Annotated in this window: 22 protein-coding genes and 1 pseudogene; 7 read left to right on the top strand and 16 right to left on the bottom strand. The window is 55.3% G+C overall.

Annotated features, from left to right (window positions below; genetic code table 11):
- Positions 1-3: 3 nt before the first annotated feature.
- The 5 genes from JUF21_RS03780 to JUF21_RS03760 form a co-directional block, all read right to left on the bottom strand.
- On the bottom strand, positions 4-603 hold the full coding sequence (locus JUF21_RS03780; RefSeq protein WP_203623625.1) for a DUF805 domain-containing protein: 600 nt from the start codon (positions 601-603) through the stop codon (positions 4-6).
- Positions 604-869: 266 nt separating this feature from the next.
- Positions 870-1,118, bottom strand: coding sequence for a hypothetical protein (locus tag JUF21_RS03775; protein WP_125755118.1), 249 nt, complete (start codon positions 1,116-1,118; stop codon positions 870-872).
- Between the two features lie 104 nt (positions 1,119-1,222).
- Positions 1,223-1,912, bottom strand: a complete 690-nt coding sequence (locus JUF21_RS03770) for an ABC transporter ATP-binding protein (RefSeq protein ID WP_203623624.1) — start codon at positions 1,910-1,912, stop codon at positions 1,223-1,225.
- A gap of 5 nt (positions 1,913-1,917) precedes the next feature.
- Positions 1,918-2,973 carry an FtsX-like permease family protein gene (locus tag JUF21_RS03765; protein ID WP_203663141.1) on the bottom strand — a complete coding sequence of 352 codons (1,056 nt, stop codon included), beginning with the start codon at positions 2,971-2,973 and terminating at the stop codon, positions 1,918-1,920.
- Positions 2,974-2,977: 4 nt separating this feature from the next.
- Complete coding sequence (locus JUF21_RS03760; protein ID WP_203663139.1) at positions 2,978-3,496, bottom strand: TetR/AcrR family transcriptional regulator; 519 nt, start codon at positions 3,494-3,496, stop codon at positions 2,978-2,980.
- 202 nt (positions 3,497-3,698) lie between these two features.
- Between JUF21_RS03760 and JUF21_RS03755 the strand changes: the two genes are divergently transcribed.
- From JUF21_RS03755 to JUF21_RS03745, 3 genes are read left to right on the top strand one after another with little or no spacing between them, the layout of a single operon-like run.
- On the top strand, positions 3,699-4,421 hold the full coding sequence (locus JUF21_RS03755) for an ABC transporter ATP-binding protein (RefSeq protein ID WP_203663137.1): 723 nt from the start codon (positions 3,699-3,701) through the stop codon (positions 4,419-4,421).
- A 1-nt stretch (position 4,422) separates the two neighbouring features.
- Positions 4,423-5,574 carry an ABC transporter permease gene (locus JUF21_RS03750; protein ID WP_203663135.1) on the top strand — a complete coding sequence of 384 codons (1,152 nt, stop codon included), beginning with the start codon at positions 4,423-4,425 and terminating at the stop codon, positions 5,572-5,574.
- Positions 5,575-5,604: 30 nt separating this feature from the next.
- The gene (locus JUF21_RS03745; RefSeq protein ID WP_203663133.1) at positions 5,605-6,237 is read left to right on the top strand and encodes a TetR/AcrR family transcriptional regulator; all 633 of its coding nucleotides are present in this window, start codon (positions 5,605-5,607) and stop codon (positions 6,235-6,237) included.
- Positions 6,238-6,406: 169 nt separating this feature from the next.
- On the opposite strand, the gene JUF21_RS03740 is transcribed toward JUF21_RS03745, so the two are convergent.
- From JUF21_RS03740 to JUF21_RS03720, 5 genes are all read right to left on the bottom strand, one after another.
- Positions 6,407-7,102 carry an L-ribulose-5-phosphate 4-epimerase gene (locus tag JUF21_RS03740; protein WP_203663131.1) on the bottom strand — a complete coding sequence of 232 codons (696 nt, stop codon included), beginning with the start codon at positions 7,100-7,102 and terminating at the stop codon, positions 6,407-6,409.
- A 9-nt stretch (positions 7,103-7,111) separates the two neighbouring features.
- Entirely contained in the window at positions 7,112-8,536 is a 1,425-nt protein-coding gene (gene araA, locus JUF21_RS03735; RefSeq protein ID WP_203623617.1) for an L-arabinose isomerase, read from the bottom strand.
- Between the two features lie 24 nt (positions 8,537-8,560).
- A complete protein-coding gene (locus JUF21_RS03730; RefSeq protein ID WP_203623616.1) occupies positions 8,561-10,150 on the bottom strand; it encodes an FGGY-family carbohydrate kinase in 1,590 nt (529 codons plus the stop codon).
- Positions 10,151-10,254: 104 nt separating this feature from the next.
- Complete coding sequence (locus tag JUF21_RS03725) at positions 10,255-11,331, bottom strand: GntR family transcriptional regulator (protein ID WP_203623615.1); 1,077 nt, start codon at positions 11,329-11,331, stop codon at positions 10,255-10,257.
- A 176-nt stretch (positions 11,332-11,507) separates the two neighbouring features.
- Entirely contained in the window at positions 11,508-12,521 is a 1,014-nt protein-coding gene (locus tag JUF21_RS03720) for an AraC family transcriptional regulator (protein WP_203663124.1), read from the bottom strand.
- A gap of 152 nt (positions 12,522-12,673) precedes the next feature.
- Here JUF21_RS03720 and JUF21_RS03715 point away from each other — a divergent pair, with 152 nt between their 5' ends.
- Entirely contained in the window at positions 12,674-13,891 is a 1,218-nt protein-coding gene (locus JUF21_RS03715; RefSeq protein WP_239061350.1) for a glycoside hydrolase family 28 protein, read from the top strand.
- Between the two features lie 258 nt (positions 13,892-14,149).
- On the top strand, positions 14,150-14,671 hold the full coding sequence (locus JUF21_RS03710; RefSeq protein WP_203663122.1) for a GNAT family N-acetyltransferase: 522 nt from the start codon (positions 14,150-14,152) through the stop codon (positions 14,669-14,671).
- A 188-nt stretch (positions 14,672-14,859) separates the two neighbouring features.
- On the opposite strand, the gene JUF21_RS03705 is transcribed toward JUF21_RS03710, so the two are convergent.
- From JUF21_RS03705 to JUF21_RS03685, 5 genes are all read right to left on the bottom strand, one after another.
- Positions 14,860-15,492, bottom strand: coding sequence for a nuclear transport factor 2 family protein (locus tag JUF21_RS03705; protein ID WP_203624889.1), 633 nt, complete (start codon positions 15,490-15,492; stop codon positions 14,860-14,862).
- A gap of 12 nt (positions 15,493-15,504) precedes the next feature.
- On the bottom strand, positions 15,505-16,362 hold the full coding sequence (locus JUF21_RS03700; protein WP_203663120.1) for an MBL fold metallo-hydrolase: 858 nt from the start codon (positions 16,360-16,362) through the stop codon (positions 15,505-15,507).
- Between the two features lie 11 nt (positions 16,363-16,373).
- Complete coding sequence (locus JUF21_RS03695; protein WP_203663118.1) at positions 16,374-17,387, bottom strand: amidohydrolase family protein; 1,014 nt, start codon at positions 17,385-17,387, stop codon at positions 16,374-16,376.
- Between the two features lie 109 nt (positions 17,388-17,496).
- Positions 17,497-18,069 (bottom strand): hypothetical protein, encoded by a 573-nt coding sequence (locus JUF21_RS03690; RefSeq protein WP_203624839.1) that lies wholly within the window; start codon positions 18,067-18,069, stop codon positions 17,497-17,499.
- Positions 18,070-18,349: 280 nt separating this feature from the next.
- On the bottom strand, positions 18,350-18,859 hold the full coding sequence (locus JUF21_RS03685; protein WP_374706433.1) for a MarR family winged helix-turn-helix transcriptional regulator: 510 nt from the start codon (positions 18,857-18,859) through the stop codon (positions 18,350-18,352).
- 126 nt (positions 18,860-18,985) lie between these two features.
- On the opposite strand from JUF21_RS03685, the gene JUF21_RS03680 reads away from it, so the two are divergent.
- Both JUF21_RS03680 and JUF21_RS03675 read left to right on the top strand, forming a co-directional pair.
- A complete protein-coding gene (locus tag JUF21_RS03680) occupies positions 18,986-19,927 on the top strand; it encodes an ATP-binding cassette domain-containing protein (protein WP_203624838.1) in 942 nt (313 codons plus the stop codon).
- A gap of 13 nt (positions 19,928-19,940) precedes the next feature.
- A pseudogene (locus JUF21_RS03675) lies at positions 19,941-20,717 on the top strand (ABC transporter permease).
- A gap of 387 nt (positions 20,718-21,104) precedes the next feature.
- Here JUF21_RS03675 and JUF21_RS03670 read toward each other — a convergent pair.
- Positions 21,105-21,266, bottom strand: a complete 162-nt coding sequence (locus tag JUF21_RS03670; RefSeq protein ID WP_164506147.1) for a hypothetical protein — start codon at positions 21,264-21,266, stop codon at positions 21,105-21,107.
- Positions 21,267-21,894: the final 628 nt, after the last annotated feature.

Genomic DNA, 21,894 nt, shown 5'->3' with positions numbered 1-21,894 from the left:
CTACTACTTCTGATCATCATCCTTGTTAGCAAACACGCTCGGATCGATGCGCGAGTCGAGTCCATCATCCTGGGTGAAGCCGTCATGCGAAACTGGCAGCGGCTTGGACGGCAGCAGCGCCAAGATGATCATGGACAGCAGCGCCGCCCATTCCACCAAACTCTGCGCGGTCGAGCCGCTTTTCAGCAGCTGCGCGCCGCCGTACACAATAAGCTGAATGGGAAAAATCCACCACGGGATCCCGCCGTCACGGTAGCGCCGAACCGTCAGGCCAATGCTCGGCAGAATCACGGCGACGTAGAACACGACCACCAGCACCAGAAAAATCACCAGGCCCGCCCCAAGGCTGGCAAACAGTTTCTTGGGATCGATCCCGCTGGAACTGCCCGCAATGGCGCCGATCACCGCCCCGAGAAAGGCGATCATCACGACGATGGATAAAATGGTCTGAAACAGCGTGATCCACCAGTATTCACTCCGGCTGGACCGCCCCTTGAAATTCACATAATTGCCAAAAAACGCCTTGATCGACGTGAAGCCGGTCGCGCGGTAGTACCGATTGTGCGCCGCGGCTTGCTCGGCTTGATTGGATTTGATTGCCATTTCCCTACCCCCTTCTCTAATGGTGACGAAAGAATCATAGCACGGGCGATTGCCTATCACAATATAATTAACATTATTAACCAATATTCGTTCGCTGCTATACCAATTTCACAGTTGTGCTTCTGGGTATGTGCTGCCAGACCTAGTCGTCACTGAACACTGTCCTCCTTGCCGGGTGCTCAAATTGGCACCATGGGGCGCAGTGAGTTTTTCCTGAAGTCATTAAAAAACGGCCAGCCCCTGTACGGAGCAAGCCGTTATTTGTGCTACTGCAATTCCTTAGGCCGCGGCGCCAGGACCACGTTGGCCCCCATCGACATCAACCCATTGAACGTCTCTTCGCAGTCGGTCAGGTCAAAGCCTTGCTTGCCTGTCGGCTCCGGAAATCTCACGGTGGTGATCGGTGCCACTTCATTCAGGTACTCCAGCGCGGCTGGGGTGTCGGTTTTCAACCCATCGTCCCACCAGAACAGCACCGGGTTCTTGCTGACCATCAGACTGACCTTGAACTCCATGTGACTCGTCCCCTTCCCATTGGTGAAAGCGCTTCATCCATTTCTAGGATAACGCATGTTAGGGTTAAAATGCGAATCATATGCTCAGGGTGCTGGCGTTTTTTTTAGCTCGCGACGGCCTCGGCCTCGCGCAGCCAGCCGTCCTGCATGTTGTACAGGTGGTCGGCAAACGGCATCAGCCGCGTGTCATGGGTCACGACCACCACCGCCTTGTTGTGCTTGACAGCCAGGTCCTTGAGCAGCGCGCCGACGACTTCGACGCGGGCACTGTCGAGCGCCGCGGTCGGTTCATCGGCCAAAATAATCGCCGGATCTGGGTACAGCGCCCGCGCGATCGCGACCCGCTGCTGCTGGCCGCCGGAAAGCTCGCCGGGGTACTTGTGCACCAGGTTCTGAATGCCTAGTGTTGCCAGCACTTCATCAAGCTGTTCCTTCGACAAATTCCCGTTCGGCTTGACCTTGTCGACCAGCTTGAACTGGTCGGCGACAGTTAAGTACGGCAGCAGGTGATAGGCCTGGAGCACAAAGCCGATGGCGTCTAGGCGCAAGGCGTCGCGCTGCTTCTTCGAGCGCTCGGTATACTTGACGCCGTTGACCTCAACGCTGCCGCTCGTCGGTGTCAGCAGGCCCCCCGCAATCGTGAGAAACGTGCTTTTCCCGGAGCCGGATGGCCCCATAATGAGACTCAGCGACCCGGCATCGGCCTCAAAACTGACGTCGTGCAGCGCCTCGACCCGCGCCGTGCCGGTGCCGAACACCTGGCTCACGTGTGAGACTGAAAATGAATTTTTCATGCGACTTAACCTCCAATAACGGAAACGGGATCAACGCTGAGCACCGACTTAATGGGAATGAGACTCCCAAGCAGCGCCATGACCAGCAGGCCCAGGCCCACTTCGGTCAACGCCGGAATGTCAAAGGCCATCGGCACGGCGCTCGGCATCACGGCCGCCGTCGCGATGGTCAACACCGTCGCCAGCACTAGGCCAGACAGCACCAGCAGCAGCGACTGCGACACCGTTGCGCCGACCAGCACCTTGCTTGGGATTCCCTGCGCGCGCAGCACCGCGTAATTCGGCAGTTTCTGCATCGTCAGGATGTACAGAAACACCGCGATGATGATCAGCGAGATCACCATCAAAAACCCGATCATTAGAATGAAGGTCGCGTTTTGCGCAGAGTACCCGGGCAACTTATTGATGACCTGCTGCTTGGTGTATGTTTTCACGCCGGTATTCGTATTTTTGTAGGCCTTGCTTTGCGAAATCACCGCCGAGCCGACCGGGCCCGCAACGATGCCGCGCAGCGCGGACCAGCTGCTCAGGCGGCCGTAAACCACTGGCGCGATGTTCAGCTTGGCCTTATCGGTGAAACCGACAATGGTGAACTTATCCTTGTAGTCGTTCAGCTGCAGCTTGTAGCCCAGCTTGTAGCCGGCGTTCTTGAACGCGGTGTCGACCACGACCTCGTTGGCTTTTTGCACGTTGCGGCCGGCTGTCAGCTTCAAATTTTTGTAGATGAACTGACTCGACTTCAGCCCCAGGAACACGGCAGACTGCTGCTTTTGGCCCTTAGCCTTGGCGACCACGCTGGTTTCGCCCAGCAGCGCCTCCTTGTTCGACAACTTGCCGACCTGCTTTTGGGACAGGAACGACTGACGCATGTCGGTGTTCGCGTCGGCGTTCAGCACGATGCGCTGCGCCTGCCAGCCATTGATGGCGTCGGTGTTTTGCTGCGCGAGGCCCAGCGCCAGGCTGGTCAGGATGAAAATCAGATAGCCGATCAGAACGATCATGAAAATGATCAGCCCCGAGCGCAGGTTTTCTTTTTTGATTTCTTTGAGTGCTAAAAACATGACCTCATTCTCCTTCACTGCCGCGCGTCAAGGCGATGCGCAGCTGCGCGATCCGGGCCTCAGCGGTTTCCGGCGCTAACATAATGTCTTTGACAGTTTGGTGATACAGTACCGTGAACGCCCACTGCTTAGCGTCGCCGCCCGGAATCAGCCGCGTTGGCGCCTCGCCCAGGTAGCCTTCGTTGTAGCGAAAATGCTGCTGAATCAGCTCGCGGTACTCGCACTGGTTGGTGGTTTCGACAAACTGACGCAGCGCGGCGATGTACTCGTCGACGTTGCCGGCGGTCGGCCGCTTGGGCATCCCCTGGTGGATCTCGCGCATCGCGATGCCGAACAGGTACCGGTACGCGTCGGTCAGATCGGTGAAGTACTTGTAAAACGCGCCGCGCGCAATGCCGGCGTCCTTTACGATCCGCGCCACCTGGGCGTCCGCCAGCGGGTAATGGGAAAATTCATTCAGCAGCGCCTGGCGGACGCGCGCCTGCTTTTCTTCATCTAAATGTTCAAAAGTGGGTAATACCAAGGCTAGTCCTCGCTTTCTGCGGTGGTGACGCCGTGTCACCACATGCCGATGTTGATTAGTATACGCGCCGGTGACACCGTGTCAACTTTTTTCGCTTATTTATTTTCAGAGGACTTGTGAAAAAGTGAGTTGACACTCACTTTTTAGTCAGGTATAGTGATCGGCGTTGAGTGAGTCACCACTCACCAAGGAGACGATACGAATGACAACTAGATTAATTGATTTGAAGCACCTGCAAAAGAAGTTCGGTAAGCAAACCGTTCTGGCGGACGTTTCGCTGCACGTGGACGCAGGCCAGATCCTCGGGCTCATTGGCCCGAGCGGCGCCGGCAAGTCCACGGCGATCAAAACCGCGCTGGGCATGGAAGTCGCGGACGGCGGCGAGGCCCTCGTGCTCGCCACGCACATGCCTAACCGCGCACTTTTGGGACAAATCGGGTACATGGCCCAAGACGATTCGCTGTACGACGCCCTCACCGGCGAGGAGAACCTGCGCTTTTTCGGCCGCATGAAAGGCGTCAAAAAGGATGCACTAGCCGCTAACATCGCGCATGTCACCGACGTCGTGGACCTCACGCCCGACCTCAAAAAGCGCGTTTCCGGCTACTCCGGTGGCATGCGGCGCCGGCTGTCGCTCGCCATTGCCCTGCTCGGTGACCCCGAGCTGCTGGTGCTGGACGAGCCGACTGTCGGCATTGATCCGGCGCTGCGGCGCAAGATCTGGCACGAGCTGCATCAACTGCGCGACGCCGGCCGCGGCGTGCTCATCACCACGCACGTGATGGACGAGGCCGAACTCACCGACGAGGTCGCGCTGCTGCTCGACGGCAAGGTCATGGCCTACGATGCGCCGGCCAAGCTCGAGGCACAGTACCAGGTCAAGACGATCGAAGAAGTCTTCTTAAAAGCGGAAGGGGTGGCTTAATATGCGCGCACTGTACATTGCCCGGCGCGTCGTCACCGAGCTGATCCGCGACAAACGGACCCTGGCGTTGATGTTCGTGGCGCCGGTTTTGATCATGTTTTTGATGAAGCTGATTTTTACGCAAAGCGCGACGACAAGCGTCAAAGTCGCCACAGTCGGACTGAACGATAATGTCCGGACCGCGTTAAACGACGTCAAGCACGTGAGCGTGACCAAAAAGACCAGCAATGCCAGCGCGCAACATGCACTGAAGAATCAAAAGGTCGACGCCGTGATTCACGAAACCAGCGCCAGCCATTACACCATCACCTACGCCAACACCGATGCCACCAAGACCAGCCTCGTCAAGGCCGGCTTCAATGCGGCTCTGACGCAAAACGGCATGAAGACACTGAAGCAAACGACCGTCAAGCTGAGCAAGACCGTCAGCCAAATGGCGACCACCATCGCCAAGCTGTCCCCGCAAGCGGCCGCGGCCATGAAGCATCCCAAAGCCAAGGCCCAACCGCGCACCAAGATCAAGAGCCGCTACAACTATGGCGATAAGAACACCGGCTTTTTTGACAAAATCGTGCCGATACTGATGGGCTTTTTCGTCTTCTTCTTCGTGTTCCTGATTTCCGGCATGGCGCTGCTCAAGGAGCGCACGACTGGCACGCTGGACCGCCTGCTGGCCACCCCGGTGCGCCGCGGTGAGATCGTGCTGGGCTACATGATCAGCTATGGCATCCTGGCCATGATTCAAACCGTCATCATCGTGCTGACCACAGTTGGCTTCATGGGCGTTGAAATCACCGGGACGCTGGGTGCGGTCATGGTCATTAACTTCCTGCTTGCCCTCGTCGCGCTGGCGTTCGGTATCCTGATGTCGACGCTGGCGGAATCCGAATTCCAGATGATGCAGTTTATCCCCATCATCGTCATCCCCCAAGTCTTTTTCTCCGGCATCGTGCCGCTGGATTCGTTGGCGAGCTGGGTCAAAGACATCTCCTACGTGCTGCCGCTGACTTACGCCGGCCACGCGATGACGCAGATCATCATGTACGGCTCCAAGCTCACGAGCCTGGGGCTCGACATCGGCGTGCTTCTGCTTTTCCTGCTGGTCCTGACCGGCCTGAACGTCCGCGGCATGCGGCGGTATCGCAAGGTGTGATAAACTGATCGCAGCAATAAGGAGGTCGCCATGCAAGTCAATTCAGTCGAGACATTATTGGCCAACAGCCTGGCACAGTCAGACTTGTCGGAAAAACAGCAGAACGTGCTGAAGGCCTGCCTGAAGCTTTTTTCCGAGCAAGGCTACGATCGCACCACGACCGCCGACATCGCAAACCTGGCCGGCGTGTCGGAAGGCACCGTGTACAAGCATTTTAAAAATAAGCGCGAGATCCTCGACGCCTTGCTCGAGCCGCTGAAGGCGAGCGTGCTGCCCGCCGTCGCCGACGAATTCGTCGCGGAAACAGGCAAGCAGCATTTTGACTCGCTGGAAGCCGCCCTGCGGTTTCTCATCAGCGACCGCATGCGCTTTGTGGTGGATAACCGGCTCATCATTCGCGTCTTTCTGCAAGAGGTGCTAGTGAACACCGACTTGTTCGACAGTGCCCTGGCAATGGCCAAGCAACGCTTTGTCCCGGCCGTCCTGCCCATGCTGGCAAACTTCAGCCAGCCCCAGCATCCCCTCACCCTCGAGTCCTTTCGGCCGATATTCGGCCTGATGCTGACGTACCTGTTGCCGGTTATCCTGAAACCGGCACTGCAGCTCGATGTGGATCAGGCCACCGCCAAGATCCTCACCAGCGTCATGCCGGCCCTAACCTAGAAATCAACAACAAAGAACCACCGCACGCTCTTCATTCAAAGCGCGTGCGGTGGTTCTTTACGGTATGGGCAAATTCAACAGCCAGTCAACACTGCTGATAACCGTTCAATCTGCAGTTGTTCCACGTGAAACCGATCAATTCAACTCTAGGTTAGCTGGTCAAACCGCGCTATTTTTGCCCGTAGTACGCGTTCTTGCCGTGCTTGCGATAGTAGTGCTTATCCAGCAGGTACTGCGGCACGTGATTGTCCTTAGCGCTCAGCGTCATGGTCTGGTAATCGATCTGGCTGACGACCTCGAGCACCTTGGCGTTGTACACGGCCTTGGCCGGCGTCGCTCCCCACGTGAACGGCCCGTGCCGACTGACCAGCACCGCCGGCACCGCGTCGTGGTCCAGGTGCCGGTCGGCGAAGGTTTTGACGATCACCTCGCCGGTTTCCTCTTCATAGGCGCGCTCGATTTGCGCCTTAGACAGCGGCTCTGACACCGGCACATCCCCGTAAAAGGTATCGGCCGCAGTGGTGTTCAGCGCCGGGACATCCATATTCGCACTGGCGAAGGTGACGGCGTACGGTGAGTGCGTGTGCACGATCCCGCCAATGTCCGGAAACGCGTTGTAAAGGACCACATGCGTTGGCGTGTCGCTGGACGGTCGCAGCTTGCCTTCAACCACCTCACCCTTCAGGTTAACGACCACCATGTCGCTGGGCTGCAGCGTTTCGTACGGCACCCCGGACGGCTTGATCACAAACAGCCCGGCGTCACGGTCGATCCCCGAAACATTGCCCCAGGTGAACGTGACCAAGTCGAGTTTGGGCAGCTGCATATTGGCCTCGTAGACTTCCTCTTTGAGTTTTTCTAGCATGCTAGCCTCCTACTCAATCACGATTGCCTTCACACCAAACAGCGTCGCCAGGTCCTTGATCTGGGTGGTGTTGATGCTGAAGGATAAAACCGTGTGGTGACCGCCGCCGTTTTGGATCCAGGCGGTCGCGCCTGCCTTCAGCCCCACCTTTGGCGTCCAAAGCTGACTGGCGACGGGCAGATGCGGCAGCGGCTTTTCGGCCAAGGCTGCGTTAACTGGGTAACCGATGAACTTGAAGCCGTCGCGGAAGTCCGCCAGGGTCACGTCAACCGCGTCGCCAGCAGAGCCGTTAAAGACTAGGCGGGCCGGATCGGCCTTGCCACCGATGTCCAGCGGGTGCACTTCGATCCGCGGCTTGTCAGAGGCGATGGAAGGATCAACTTCCAGCATGTGTGAGCCCAAAATGGCTTCGTGCCCTGGACGCAGATCCAGCGTGTAGTCCTCCATGAACGAGGTCTTCTGGTTATGCGCAAGGACCTTCAGAACGTGGCTGAGCGCAGACGTCTTCCAATCTCCTTCGGCGCCGAACCCGTAGCCTTCCGCCATCAGCAGTTGCGCCGCCAGTCCAGGCAGCTGCTCGAGTCCGTGCAGGTCCTCGAAGTTGGTCGTGAAGCAGTTGTAGCCGCGGTCATCCAGAAACTTTTTAATGCCCAGGTATTCGCGGAGCTGGTAGCGCACTGCGTGGTCATACTTGGCCGCATCATTCTCGCCGCGTACCACAGTGTACTTGGCGGTCAGGTCTTCGTATGCTTGATCGATGTCGGCTTCACTCACGGCATCGATTACCTCAACGACATCGTGCAGTGCGTAGTAGTCGACGGTCCAGCCAAACTTGATCTGGGCCTCGACCCGGTCGCCATCGGTCACCGCAACGTTGCGCATGTTATCACCGAACCGCGCCACTTTAGTCTGAAAACTCTCGGCGTAAGCCACGGCCACGTCTTCCCAGTCAGCGATTTGCTGCTGGACCTCAGGGGTTGCCCAGTGCCCATACACGACCTTATTATGAATGTCCAACCGCGCGTTAATGTAGCCGTACTCGCGGTCGCCGTGCGCGCTCTGGTTCAGGTTCATGTAGTCAAAATCGATTGTTTCGTAAGGAATATCATTGCGGAACTGTGTCGCCAGATGCAGCAGTGGCTTTTGCAGAAGTTTGGTGCCGCGGATCCAGTTCTTCGCCGGTGAAAAAGTATGCATCCAAGTGATGACGCCGGCGACCTGATCGCGGTAGTTGGCCTCCTTCATGAAGGCCGTGATCCCATCGGCCGTCGTCAAAACGCCCTTGAACACAACGGGATAAGGCAGCGTGCCACTTTCGTTCAGCTTGGCCGCGATGGTCTTGCTGTCGGCTTCGACCTGTTTCAGCGTCTCCTCACCGTACAGGGCCTGACTGCCCACGGCAAACCAAAATTCATATTGTTGTGCTAATTTCATTGTGAAGTCCTCCATTCAGATTTTCTAATCAACGAGACTGCCGGCCTGGCGCGCCAACGGCAAGGCCTTTTGGTAGCGGGCAAGAAAATGCTGGTAAGCTTCGCGTCCGCTTGGCTCTGGCGCGAGTGTGGTCGCCGTCGTCTCCTGAAACACCTCAGACTGCAGATATTTCGCGAGATCGCCGCCACCGACCGCAGTAAACTGTGCGAGCACCGCCATCCCAAACGGACCGCCGACACTGGCGTTCGTCATGACCGTGATCGGCAGGCCCAGCGCATTAGCCAGCACCTGCTGCGCGATCTTAGGGGTCTTAAAGAGTCCGCCTTGCGCGACCATCGTGGACTCCTTCAGCGTGACCAGCTCGTGCAGCTTTTCCATGCCGACCGCCAGCGGGGCAAAGGCCGCGTCCAGCTGTGTCGCCATAAAATTGGCCAGCGTCATCTGCGTGCTTGACGTGCGGACCTGAATCGGTCGGCCCTGATCGACCTGGGTGATGTTCTCACCGGACACATTTGCAAAAGCGAGCAGACCGCCCAGGTCGGCATCCGCCTTTGGGACTGCGACAAAAAGCCGTTGGTACAAGTCGTCAGGGGTCTCACCGGTAACCGCGGCGATGGCATCCCCCATCAGACTGATCCAGGCGTTGAGGTCTGAGGAACAATTGTTGGCGTGGACCATCGCGACCGGCTGACCAGTTGGCGTCGCCACAATATCGATTGCCGGATCCCAAGAGTCGGGAAGCTCAGGCAAAATAGTCATCGTGAACGCCGACGTGCCTACAGAGATGTTGCCTGAATTGACCGCCACACTATTCGTGGCGACCATCCCGGTGCCGGCATCCCCTTCCGGCGGCGCCATCACCGCCCCAGGCTGCAGCTCACCGCTTGGATCCAGCCGCGCAGCCCCGCCTTCGCTCAGGCGCCCAGCTGGTGTCCCAGCCAGCAGCGGCGCTGGCAAGATCTGGCGCAGTTGCAAGTGGTGCGCCTGCACGGCCGGCAAGGTATCAAAGACCACCAGCTTCATCGCGTCGTACTGATCAGTGGCCGGATCAATGGGAAACATCCCTGAGGCGTCACCGATCCCAATCACCCTTTGCCCGGATAACTGCCAGTGCACATAACCCGCCAGTGTCGTCATAAAAGCAATCTGATCGACGTGGTTTTCACCGTTTAAAATCGCCTGATAAAGGTGGGCAACACTCCAGCGCTGCGGAATGTTGAAGTGAAACAACTGCGACAGCTGCTCCGCGGCCTGGCCCGTGGTGTTATCACGCCAAGTCCGAAACGGTGTCAACAGCTGGTCGTCGGCATCAAACGCCAAGTAGCCGTGCATCATCGCGCTAATGCCGATCGCCTTGATCTGCGTGATGGGAACGCCGTACTGCGCCTTCACGCGCGCCGCCAAATCCGCGTAGGCGGCCTGAATCCCAACCCACACCTGATCCAGTGAGTACGTCCAGTGCCCATCAGCCAACGTGTTCGTCCAGCCATAGGCGCCCGTGCACACCGGCGTCAAGTGAGCCGTTAGCAGTTCCACTTTGATTTGCGTCGATCCCAGTTCCAGGCCAAGCGTGAGCTGACCGGCTTCAATCGCCGCTTTGATTGCGTTGTCCATCTGATCCCTCCTGCCCATAAAAAAAGAAGTTGCGATCTGTTCGCAACTTCAAGGTAAGCGGTTTATTTGTCGTCATCAAATTGATTCAATTGATTCGACACAATTCAGCTCAGTTTCTTAATCGAGCGCCGCATCACAAGCTCTGCCGGATACTGAATTGAAGCCGGCGTCTGGTGCGCGATCGCCTGAAGCACTGCCCGGCCAGCCGCCTCGCCCATGCGTCGTTTAGGATGAACTGCGGTGGTGAGCCCCGGGCGCGAATAGCGACTCATCTCATAGTCGTCAAACCCGACCAGCGAAATATCGTCCGGCACCTTGATCCCCGCTTCACCCAGCCAGGAAATCAGGCGAATAGCCAGTTGGTCATTGTAGCAGGCAATCGCAGTAGGCCGTGAATCCCCATTCACAACATCCAGAATGCGGGCCTTCAGGTCAGCAAGGTGATCGCCGGATTGGTACAGCATGACGTTCCCGGTAGATAAGGTCGGCTGGTTCGCCTGATAGGCCTGAACAAATCCCTGCATGCGATCGACGCCCTGCTGGTCATCGATTTGAAAAAGGCCAAGGATCTGGCGGTGCCCCTGCTTGAGCAGCGTCTCGATCAGCTGGCGCTCCCCACCTGCGTCATCAACCGTCAGTGTCGGAAAGTCGGTGAGACCGGTGTAGCCGGCATTGATAAAGACCACTGGGATCCCCGCCAGTGCGATGCGCCGATAAAGCGCCAGATTGGGATTAGCCATGGCGCTGCGCGTCGGCTCGATAATGAGCCCAGCGACTCCGGTATCCATCATTCGGATCAGGCTGCGCTGCTCGTTTTCAAATTCGTTGTGCGTATTGCTCAGCATCAGGCCGTAGCCTGCCTCGCTCACAACACTGTCGATGCCAGAAATAATCGGCGGAAAAATGTAGTCTGCCAAGTGCGTTGTAATGACGCCGATAATTTTCCGGGCGGCCTGCTTACGCTGCTTATTGCGCGGATCCGCCACGTAAAAGCCGCTGCCCTGCACCGCTCGGATCAACCCTTCATCTGCTAGCGCCTTCAGGGCCTGACGCAGGCTGTAACGCGAGATGTCAAATTGTGTCAGTAGCGCTTGTTCTGTTGGCAGTTTATCGCCGATCGCATAGCGGCCGGCCATGATGGCTTCTTTTAGTGCCAGACGTACCGCTTCTTTGGTTTGCATGTTCCCACCCCTTATTGATTACAGTAAACCGCCTTTGAAAAATTTATTCAAATCAATTTTCGCCGAATCAGTGCGGTGAGGCCTAAAAATGCCGGCGCAACCGATTGCAATTATGTGTCAAATGACCACTTTCCTAGACTTCTTTCGGGGAACCCATCCGCCACGGTCAGCAATGATTACTGACCGCTTGTCGACCCTGGCTCTTGTTGAGACGTCGGCTGATCAGAAAGGATCGTGCCAATCAGTCGGCGTACTGCTTCGGTGCCGAACTGTGCCGGCAGCTGCGACTTGGGGTCCACCGCCTCCGTGTTCAGATGTGTTCGGCTCATAGACGCTCTATATGCACTTGGAGAAACGCCGACGCGCTGTTTAAAGGTGTGCATAAACTGTTTGGAATCGCCGAAGTACGCCTTATCCCCAACCTCCGCCACCAGTAGATTGGTCGACGCAAGCAGATACTTCGCGTAGCTGATCTTCATATCCAATATGTACAACTTGAGCGACACGCCCATTTCTCGCTTAAATAATCGACTTAAATAACTCGCATTCAGTTCGAACTGATTGGCCACGTCTCGCACCGTGAGTGATTTCGAGATGTTGGTCCTCACCCACTCCGAGATCTTTGTTGAAGCCAAGGATTCTGGCTTCTGGACTGGCAAAGTCTTCATAAAATCAGTGCTAACTTGGCACAGTAGATACGCAGTAAAGAAATCGTTTTGCCGTTCGCTGACCGGGTTTTCATTGACCGCCTGAAGCAGCTGGTGAAACAGCAACAGTAGGCCTTGCGGATCATCGGCCTGATAGACCGATGGGATCAGCGCATATTGATTTAAAGCAGTCGCGGTGTTGCCCGCTAATCGCTGACGATTTGCGGTGCTGATCTGCGAATCAGCATCCGAAATGGGCTGAATAACCGCAAAGAAATGAATCCAGAACAGTGATACTGCTTCCGTGGTAGCCTGCGTGCCTTCAACGGTTGCATCCGGGGGGATTAATAACGGTTGCCCAGGCCTTAAGGTCACTGGTTCACCGTTTACGCTTAAGGACAATGTGCCCTTTTCAAGTAGCATCAGCTCAATATCCGCTGAGTGATGATTACGCCGGTGCTTCCAAGCCGAACCAGCCTTCTTGACAAGGTGGCCTGACCACACATGAATAATTGGATCATTAAGCGAAATTAGATACCTCATCATCCACCGCCTTAGGTCAAATTTTCACACCCATTGTACATTAAAAACGGTTATAAGATGGCTCGTGCCGGTGTATTCTTCATTGTGGTCCGCGATATCAAGGCACAGGCCAAACAATAATGCCAGTTTTCTTGAAAAGGAAGTGTGGTTTATTGACCGCAAAATCTAAAGTGACCGTCACTGAACAGGGCGTTTCAAGCCTTTCACAATCTGTCCAAACGTCTGCCTTTCAACAGGTGATTGACGCCTGTGCCAGTGCTGGCGGTGGCGTTATCGAAGTGCCGGCTGGCAGGTATGTGATCGGCAGCATCCGCTTACGGTCAAACATCACGTTAAGACTAAACGCCGGGGCCGTGCTCGTCGGCAGCGCTAACCTCAATGACTACACCGACTTCAACGAGGCCAACCCGGTCGACTATGTGCATGATCCTTTTTATATTAAAGAATGGCACTTACCAGATCATTACTTCGCGGCACTGATTAGCGCGTATCACGAGCAGAACGTCCAGATTATTGCTGAAAGCGGCAGTGCGATCGACGGGTCCTCGCTGACGGACCCGCGAGGGGAAGAAGGGTTCCGTGGGCCGATGGGAATCGCCATGGTGGGAATCAGTCACCTGACCCTTAAAGGCTACACATTCGTCAATAGCGCCAACTGGTCACACGCCATTCTAGGCTGCCATCATGTCACAATTGACGACGTGCAAATTCGCGGCGGCCACGACGGTTTCAATCTACATCACTCACGGGATATCCGAATTAGTAACTGCGGCGTCTACTCTGGTGATGACACTATCGCTGGCTACGACATTCATCAGCTGACGGTTCGTCATTGCTTGCTAAACACGGCATGCAACAGTATGCGAATCGGCGGTCAGGAGATTCAATTCGACGACTGCACATTTAGCGGTCCCGGACTGTACCCTCACCTTGCCAAGCAAACCAATTACACCCATGCATTTTTTAAGTATTACGCAATCGACGCGGATAAAAATCAGCAGCCATCTGAGAACATTACCATCAAGCGTTGTCTAATCAATGATATCGGCCGGCTGATCAGCTACAATCGCGGCGACAAATCTGTAATGCAAAACGGCTCTTACATGCGGACACTGACTTTTGACTCTTGCGTGATCGATCACGTCTCGGCGCCGTCCGTCATCCACGGCAACGGGACCGCGTTGACCGTCACCTTCACCCACGTTCAATTTGGACATAACGAAGCGACTGAGCTATTCCAGCTGGATTCGTCAGTCAAAGTTGTCCTAGAAGCCGTCACTTTTCTTGAGCCAACAATGATTAAGCAAGGCACTGATACATGCTCGCTGTGCGGGCATGTGACTCGCATGGTACTGTCCGATAATGGCTAACTGGCATTCCTCAAAATAGTCAACAAGCACCATCAGCCCTTTCTCTCAACCAAAAGGGCCGGTGGTGTTTTAGTATCAGGCGGATCTCTGTTACACGTGAAACTTGCGGCCTGCTTCACGATTCGGTCGTACACCTGCGGCTGGGGTTACACATGATCACCTGGAGAGCGGTAAATTACTGCAGCCGAACCGGCTGTGAAGGCGTATGATAAAACCCAATAAAGTGCAAGCGCACACTAGGATCAAAGGAGTCTTACCATGACCGAAACCCAAATCATCCCCGTCACCGAGTCTCAGATCCCCACGCTGGTGAACCTGGCCCGCACCACTTTTGCCGATACGTTCAACGCCAATACGGCGCCAGCCGACATGGCGGCCTTTCTAGACACGGCGTATTCGCCTGAGCAGCTCACCCAGGAGCTGCACACGCCAGGCACGACCTTCTGGTTCATCACGGTCGACGGCACCCCGGCCGGCTACCTTAAGCTCAATGTCGATGGCGCGGTAACTGCCGATGTGCAGGCGAAAAACGCGCTGGAGCTGGAGCGGATCTACATTTTACCTGCGTACAAGCACCAAGGCCTGGGCAGCAAGCTCTACGCTCATGCGTTAAAAATGGCGCAGAGCCTGCACAAGGACACCATCGCGCTCGGCGTCTGGGAACATAACGAGCCGGCCAAGGCCTTTTACGCCGCACGCGGCTTCCACAAAGTCGGCGAGCACGCCTTTGTCGTCGGCAGCGACCCACAGCACGACTGGCTGATGGAAGCGGCGGTGTAGCACCATCCCCCTACCCATCTTGCGGAATTAAATTAAACAGCGCTCCTCACGTTTGCGTACTTCTGCAGACATGGGGAGAGCTTTGTTATTAAATGAATTTAGTTACCGCTTAATGGAACGTGATGGGAATGCTGGTGATCCCGCGAGGGAGGTTCTCGCGCCGTAGTACCTTCTTATTCTCTTGCAACCTACGCGAAGAACCAGTTGCTGGCGTCTGCGTAAACTTTCTCGACTGTCTCAGGCTTGTCGTCGCCTGGCAGATCTGCACTGCTCTTGAGGCCGGTCCGGGCCAGGACGTAGCACAAGCCCTGGTAGCTTTCGCGGTATGAAGCCAACTCCTGCGTGTCGATCTGAATAGGCTGGCCAGGGACGACCGGGACCAACTCGTCGCGTTCGTAAATGCAATCGCCGGACAGAATCTTCCAGACCCCGTTTTGCTTCTCCAGCCGGGTGAAAATGCGTGCGTAGGAGTGCAGATCAACGGCCTGTCCATTCAGCTTGATGCGCGGCGACAACATCATCACTGTCATTTCACCGATGGCCTTGCTGCCATTGACCCAGACGGTAGTGTAATTGATTTTGTGCTTCGACCCGCCGCCGTTGGCCTGCGCCAATTTTTCAAAGTAACCCTTTGCCGGGCCGTCATACCAGGAGACGTGAATCAGGGCGTCATCACTGTAGCAGGCTGCTTCTTGGGCATACAACCCGTTGTCCCGCGTGTAACGCTCGTACTCGAGCAGTTCGCGGATCTCGGCTCGGTCGGCGAGCGCTTGCTTATCGGGTTGGTCCAACGGGGTATCATAGAATTTTTTATCAGTCATCACAAAAACCTCCTAAATGTTGAGTGAATTATACATAATCACAAACGGCGTACCAGCGATTTGGTGGGTGCGCGGGTGCATGGTGTCACTATCGGTGACCGGTCCGGTCGGCATCTGCGTGATCGGCGTGTCGGTCTGGTCGCCGCCCGCCTTGATGTCGGCGACGCCTTGAAGCAAAGTACTCAGCACGTGCGGCGGAAACGCGTCAACGCGGTGACCACTGTATAGCTGCGCGTCATCCCCCACCACGTGTTGAAGCTTAGCTAAACCCTGAGCCCACACAGTGAGCGAGGCACAGCGCGCATCGTAAAGCTCACTCATGGTCAGGGTGGCCAGGCTGTCGCCGGTAAAACCCAAGTGGCGGTCAGCATCGACGAACACCATGCTGCCAGCAGAGTGGCCTGGCAGAGCTAATGCGGTCAACGTGGTGCCGCCAAGGTCGAAGGTGTCGCCCCCTTTGACTGGCTGGTAATCAAGACTGGCGGCTTGCGGTTCTTCGGCCTTCATATGATTGACTAACGCTTCATTATGCCCACTGGCCACATCGATGGCATGGAGGCGGAAACGGGGATCAAAACTAGCTTTCATCACCTTGTCGTCGGCGGGATTCATGTACACCTGATCGAATAGCTCTGCCCCGCCGGTATGGTCGGGGTCACCGTGCGTCAACAGGCAGATGACCGGAAGTTGGGTAATTTTACGAATTTCCGTCAGCAGATCGCGGTCAATGCCGAACCCGGCATCGATCATTGCGGCGCGTTTGTTGCCAACCACCAGCTGCTGGGAGAACTTGATGGGGCGATCTGTGATGTTTTCGCTGATATTGTAGACGCCAGGGTCAACTTGCGTCACAGTATATAGTTTTTCCATGAGGCGCCTCCTTAGTTCAAATGCAGCAACGCGGCCGCATTTTGATTGGCGATTTTTTCCTGATCCGCTTGCGTCAAGTCAGATTCGGTCAGAAACTTCTGCGCGTCCGCCGGGTGATTGTAGGGGTAATCCAGCGAGTACAACAGGTGATCGGCGCCGACCTCGGTCATGCCCAAGGTCAGCTGCGCCGGGAAGAACATACCGCTTGGCGTGATGTAAAAGTTGTCGCGGTAGGTTTGACTGATGCTGCGGTCAAGGTGAACGGTCAGGCCCAGCGTCTGGTCCATCCGCTCAAGGAAGTTCGGCACCATTTCGCCCCAGTGGCCGGTGATGATCTTGAGGCGAGGGTGGCGATCAAACACGCCGGCGAGGATCAGGCGGATCATCTGCACGCCGAGGTCTTCATGCCAGCCCCAGCCGGCGCCGGCAAAGGTGAAGGCAGTCAGTTCCGACCAGCCTTGCCCCTGATAGTAGTGCTCACTGATGGCGGCGGGGATCACGGCCGGATGGAAGTACAGCGGCACATCGAGTGCTTCAGCCTTGGCGAAAATTGCCTCGTACATCGGGTCGTCGAACATGTGCCCATCGTAGTAACCGTGAATCATTGCGCCTCGCAGGCCGAGCTGCTTGACGGCGCGTTCGAGTTCCGCGGCGGCCGCTTCGGGATCGCCAACCGGCAGCGTCGCCCAGCCGCCAAGGCGGTCGGGATGGGCGCTGATGGCCTTCGCTAAATCGTCATTCGCCATTTTACAAAGGCCAATGGCCACCTTCGGATCCAGATTCTGTGGCGTGTCGTCGCCGTAGCCCATGATCTGCATCTGAATCCCGTTTTGATCCATGAAGGCCAAGCGTTTATCGTCCGCGCTGATGAGCTCGGTGTTGTCGCGCTTGGTCTTCGCAACAAACTCTTCAATGCTGTGATCATCCGGATTTTTGTGCGGATTGGTCGGCTTTGGCATGTACGGCTTGGCAGCGTCATTGACGCGCTGTGATTCCCAGTGTTCTTCTAGTGTGATTAATTTCATGTTGGTTGCCTCCTGATTGAATAACCACATTCTAGGAGGCGGCGACCATTAAAAATAGCCGTGTTTGTTGTCAAACACGGCTATTCTGTCATTTTTCTTCGAACTGGGGCTATAGGCCGCGGAAAATCTTGGCCGGCACCGGCAGCATCTTCTGAAAAATCGTGATCAACTGACTACGGCTCAGCTCAGGGTGTTCGTTGACGACATCGGCAAAAGCGAGATACATGCGCGCCAGCAGGTCGATCATGACCCCCTTCATCGGGATGTTGGTCCCTTCAATACTGCTCACGCGCCGAATCTCGCGGCTGAGATACGCAACGATGAGATCCCCGGCGTGGGCCCAGCGGACCATGGCGATCAAATCGCGATGCGCGAGCAGCAAATCGACCGTCAAAGGCGCCCCTTCATCACTGGGATCGAGGGCTTGATCGGCTTTTTGCAGGGCCGAATTGATGACCCGTGAGACGGTCACTTCGATAATTTCGCCAATACTGTCGTAATGCTGATAATAGGTCTGGCGGGCGAGCTTGGCCGTTTGACACAAGGCGCTCACGCTGATGTTGGCAAACGCCTCACCGGCCTCGAAGTGCTGCTTCAAAGCGGCGAACAGCTTGTCCTGGGTCGCCTGCAGGCGCTTATCAGGGGCCTGATAATAGGCGACTGGAATGTGGACTTTGCTCATAGCATGCTCTCCTTTGTTCTCCAAAACGGCGAAGATTGAGGCAACACAATAGGTTTGCCCGTGGTCTGTCCAAGAACACCGATGTGGAAGTATACCGGTGCGTCTATCATGAGGCCAACACCACCTATTGCCACATCCAGATTAGTGGCGCCGGTTAGGACACAACTTCAATGCGTGTTAGCGATAATTGTGGGCTTCAAAACGCGTTGCCGCTGCTCACCCTTGTTTCCAGCAGCGTGACTCGCCAAATGCCCGCTGAGGTAACTGATTCTCCATCCGGCTACTTTTTAAACCGGTTGAGGTAATGGCCAGCAAATAATTTATGAAACTTGACCCCCAAGGTGGGGTTGGCCGCGTCAATATCGGCGTACATCGCATTCGTGATCTTCGTCAACAACGCATACAACTCATCCTGCTCAGCTTCAGTGAGCGCCTGCAAAAATGGCGGGACTTCCTGGGCAGCAGACGCAATTTCTTCCCGCCCCTGGGGGGTTAAGCTGACCAGATTGACCCGGCGATCCTTAGTCGACTTAGCCAAGGTAACCAGATCGCGTTTCGCTAGCTTGGCGACAAACTCGCTGGTCGATTGCGGCGACATGGCCAAGCGTGACGCTAGCTGATGCTGCGATTGGTGATCCTCATCCGCTAACGCCAACAGGATCTTGCCCTGACCCTCAACGGTCATGCGCGGCCGTGCTTGCTTGACGATGTCGTCGTAGATTTTGCTCAGCTGTTCGTATTCTGCAAGTTTGCCGGCGGCCAGCTCGGCCTTAACTTCATTTGCCACCATTCATCAGTCCTCATCAGTCGTTTTCTCCAGTATACAGCAGATTTAATCAGGGCACTTGACTTATTAGTCAGGGGGCCTTATTGTATTTTAGTCAGGTGGCCTGATTAAAAATTGCAGGAGGCTCATATGAATAACGATGATGTGATTCAAGTTAGCAATATCTCAAAACACTTTGGCAAGAATGCCGCGGTCCGAGATGTTTCTTTTAGCGTCAAGAGGGGGGAGATCTTTGGCTTACTAGGTCCCAATGGTGCTGGCAAAACCACGTTGATCAGAATGATGACGACCCTACTGCACCCAGATACCGGCCAGATCCTGATCAATGGCTTTGATACGCAAACACAGGGCCGCAACGCGCGCCAGCAGTTCAGTGTCACGGGTCAAACAGCAGCCATCGATCAAGATCTGACGGCGCGCGAAAATCTCATGATTTTCGCGCGTTTGTCAGGGCTGGCGATACCCGCCGCCCGCAGCCGGACAACTGAACTGTTAAAGGCGTTTGACTTAGTTGCTTCAGCAGATCGAACACTTGAAACTTTTTCTGGGGGCATGCGGCGAAGGCTGGACCTTGCCGTAAGCCTGGTAGGCAAGCCAACGATTTTATTTTTAGACGAGCCAACGACCGGCCTAGATCCGCGCACGCGCGCTCAGATGTGGCAAGTGATCCAAACCCTAGTCGCCGACGGGTCAACCGTCCTGCTCACCACCCAGTACCTGGAAGAGGCCGCGCAATTCGCTGATCGCATTGCCTTGATCGATCACGGGCAAATGAAAGCTATCGGCACCCCAGATGAACTGACTAGGCGCGTTGGGGGCAAGCGATTGCGCCTCCAAGTCGCGGCGGAACAATCCCTAAAAGGGGCTCAGGTCATCCTGCAAAAAACTGAAATGCATCCTGTTCAGGTCAGCGAACGAACCTTGACGGTGCCACTGGATGAAGGTGAGGTGGGGCAAACCGCAGCACTGCTTCAGCAATTTGACGAAGCTGGCATCGCCCTCAGCCAGTTTGCTATCGAACCGCCATCGCTCGACGATGTCTTTTTGCAAATGACGGTTGGCAAGAACTAAGGAGGCTCCACAAATGAATATCGAGACAAGCAACACTCATAACTTAAAAAATATAATGACCATGACTCATCGTAATCTCTTGAAGACCCTGCACAACCCGGACAACTTTGGCGATGTCATTATGGAACCGGTTATTTTCACCTTGCTATTTGGATTTTTGTTTGGCGGCGCCATTGCCGGGAGCGTGCAGGCTTACCTGCCTATCCTGGTGCCTGGCATCCTGATTCAAAGTATTCTCAATGCCGCATCAGGATCAGGGTAGCAGCTCCGTGAGGATATTAATAATGGCGTTTTCGCTCGTTTCAAGACCTTGCCAATCGCGCCAATCGTGCCGCTTGCCGGGCAATTGATCGGGGACATTTTTCGACTGCTGGTGGCAGGATCGATGGCCTTGATCACGGCCTTTCTCATGGGCTGGCGCCCGGTCGTAGACCTGCCAATGGTCGCAGCCGCGCTGGGCTTGGCGTTGTTCATCGGCTGGGCCACTTCTTGGATTTTTGCCTTGGTGGGGCTCGTAGCCAAAAACGCGGAAATGATCGGCAGCCTATCCATGATGATCATTTTAGTGTTGACCTTCTTGTCCAATGCCTTTGTGCCCACTAAGACCTTGCCAAGGTTCATTCAGACGATCGTGAATCTAAATCCGGTTAGCTACACCGTCACGGCGATCCGGTCGCTTTTGCTAACCGGAACGTGGAATCTGCATGCGACGGTCGCCTTGCTTTGCGGACTCCTCATTATTTCGATCTTCATGCCGCTCAGCTTAATGGCCTATCAAAAGCAAAACTGACCCAAAAACCAGGCGCCTAGCGAGTTTTTCGCCAGGCGCCTTTGGGCACAAGTCCGTTACTATTTGGTCAGTCCCATGATCACTCAAAACAGCAGGCGATTGCGCGGCGCATTCCCCAGCACAGAGCGGTACAGGGCCAGGTTGGCGAGAGTCACCCCGATGATGATGATGCCGTAGAAAACTTGCCCCCCACGCTCATGACGTGAGCTGAGACGATCCGCGTCGCATAGGGCACCAGCGAGCTAAAAAACAGCAACCCGATGGCCAGCCACGGGGCACCCCTGTGGATAACAGCTAGCCGCTCAGTCTGCCCAGACCTCACAAGAAAACAGGCGACCCCAAAGGACCGCCTGAGTGAAACTTGGTATTTTCATCAAACTTGTACTTTTAATACTTACCTTCGTTGCTGAACAAATAATAGATCAGCATGCCTGCACCAAGCAGCGCGCACACCCCACCGATGATAGGAACGACTTTGCCAAACTGAGTGACCGTCATAATGATGGCGCCGCCCACGAAGAGGAAGCCGCCAGCCTGCAAGTTTTTCATAATGAGCCCCTTTCAGGTTAGTACCCAAAGCTTATCATAATTGTTTATCAATCCGCACCTGGAAAAAATTTATTCCCGCGGCGACGACCTCGCGGAGAAAAAGACAACGAAGTTCAAGCCCTCAACCCATGCGTTTGATTTCAATCTAGTGTTATAACCACTTAACCTAGCCTCCGAGTTGCGTCATCCCGGTCACATTGAAAAGAAGAAATGCTGGGGCAAAATTAGTTAAACTATTGGTTACGCAGTAGATCTACTGAGCGTCAATTTTCTTAAGTTGTGAGACCCAAGTCTCAGCATAACTGTCTGACGCTTCGGTGACCTCTGTTGTTTCGATCAAATCTGAGTGCTAGCATGAACACGTGTCTTTATCACTAAATAAGGAGAAACAACAATGATTATCAAACTAAGCAAAAAAATCAGCGCTTCAACTTTGATAGGGGGTGATAACTAACAGTCAGGTACGAAAGGAAAACTCTTTTGAATAAATATCGTCTGCAAGCATTTGTATCCTGGATTATTCATAGAATTTCAAAAAAGCAGCGCAATCCCACGATTCACACGGGACTGCGCTGCTTTGGTGTTTCACCCATTGGGTGCGCCTATATGCTAAGGTTGAGTCGACGAA

The organism is Lacticaseibacillus sp. 53-4 (genome assembly GCF_016861805.1).
GTDB lineage: Bacteria > Bacillota > Bacilli > Lactobacillales > Lactobacillaceae > Lacticaseibacillus.
The sequence above is the reverse complement of the archived record's forward strand: the minus strand, read 5'-3'. Positions and strand labels throughout refer to the sequence as shown.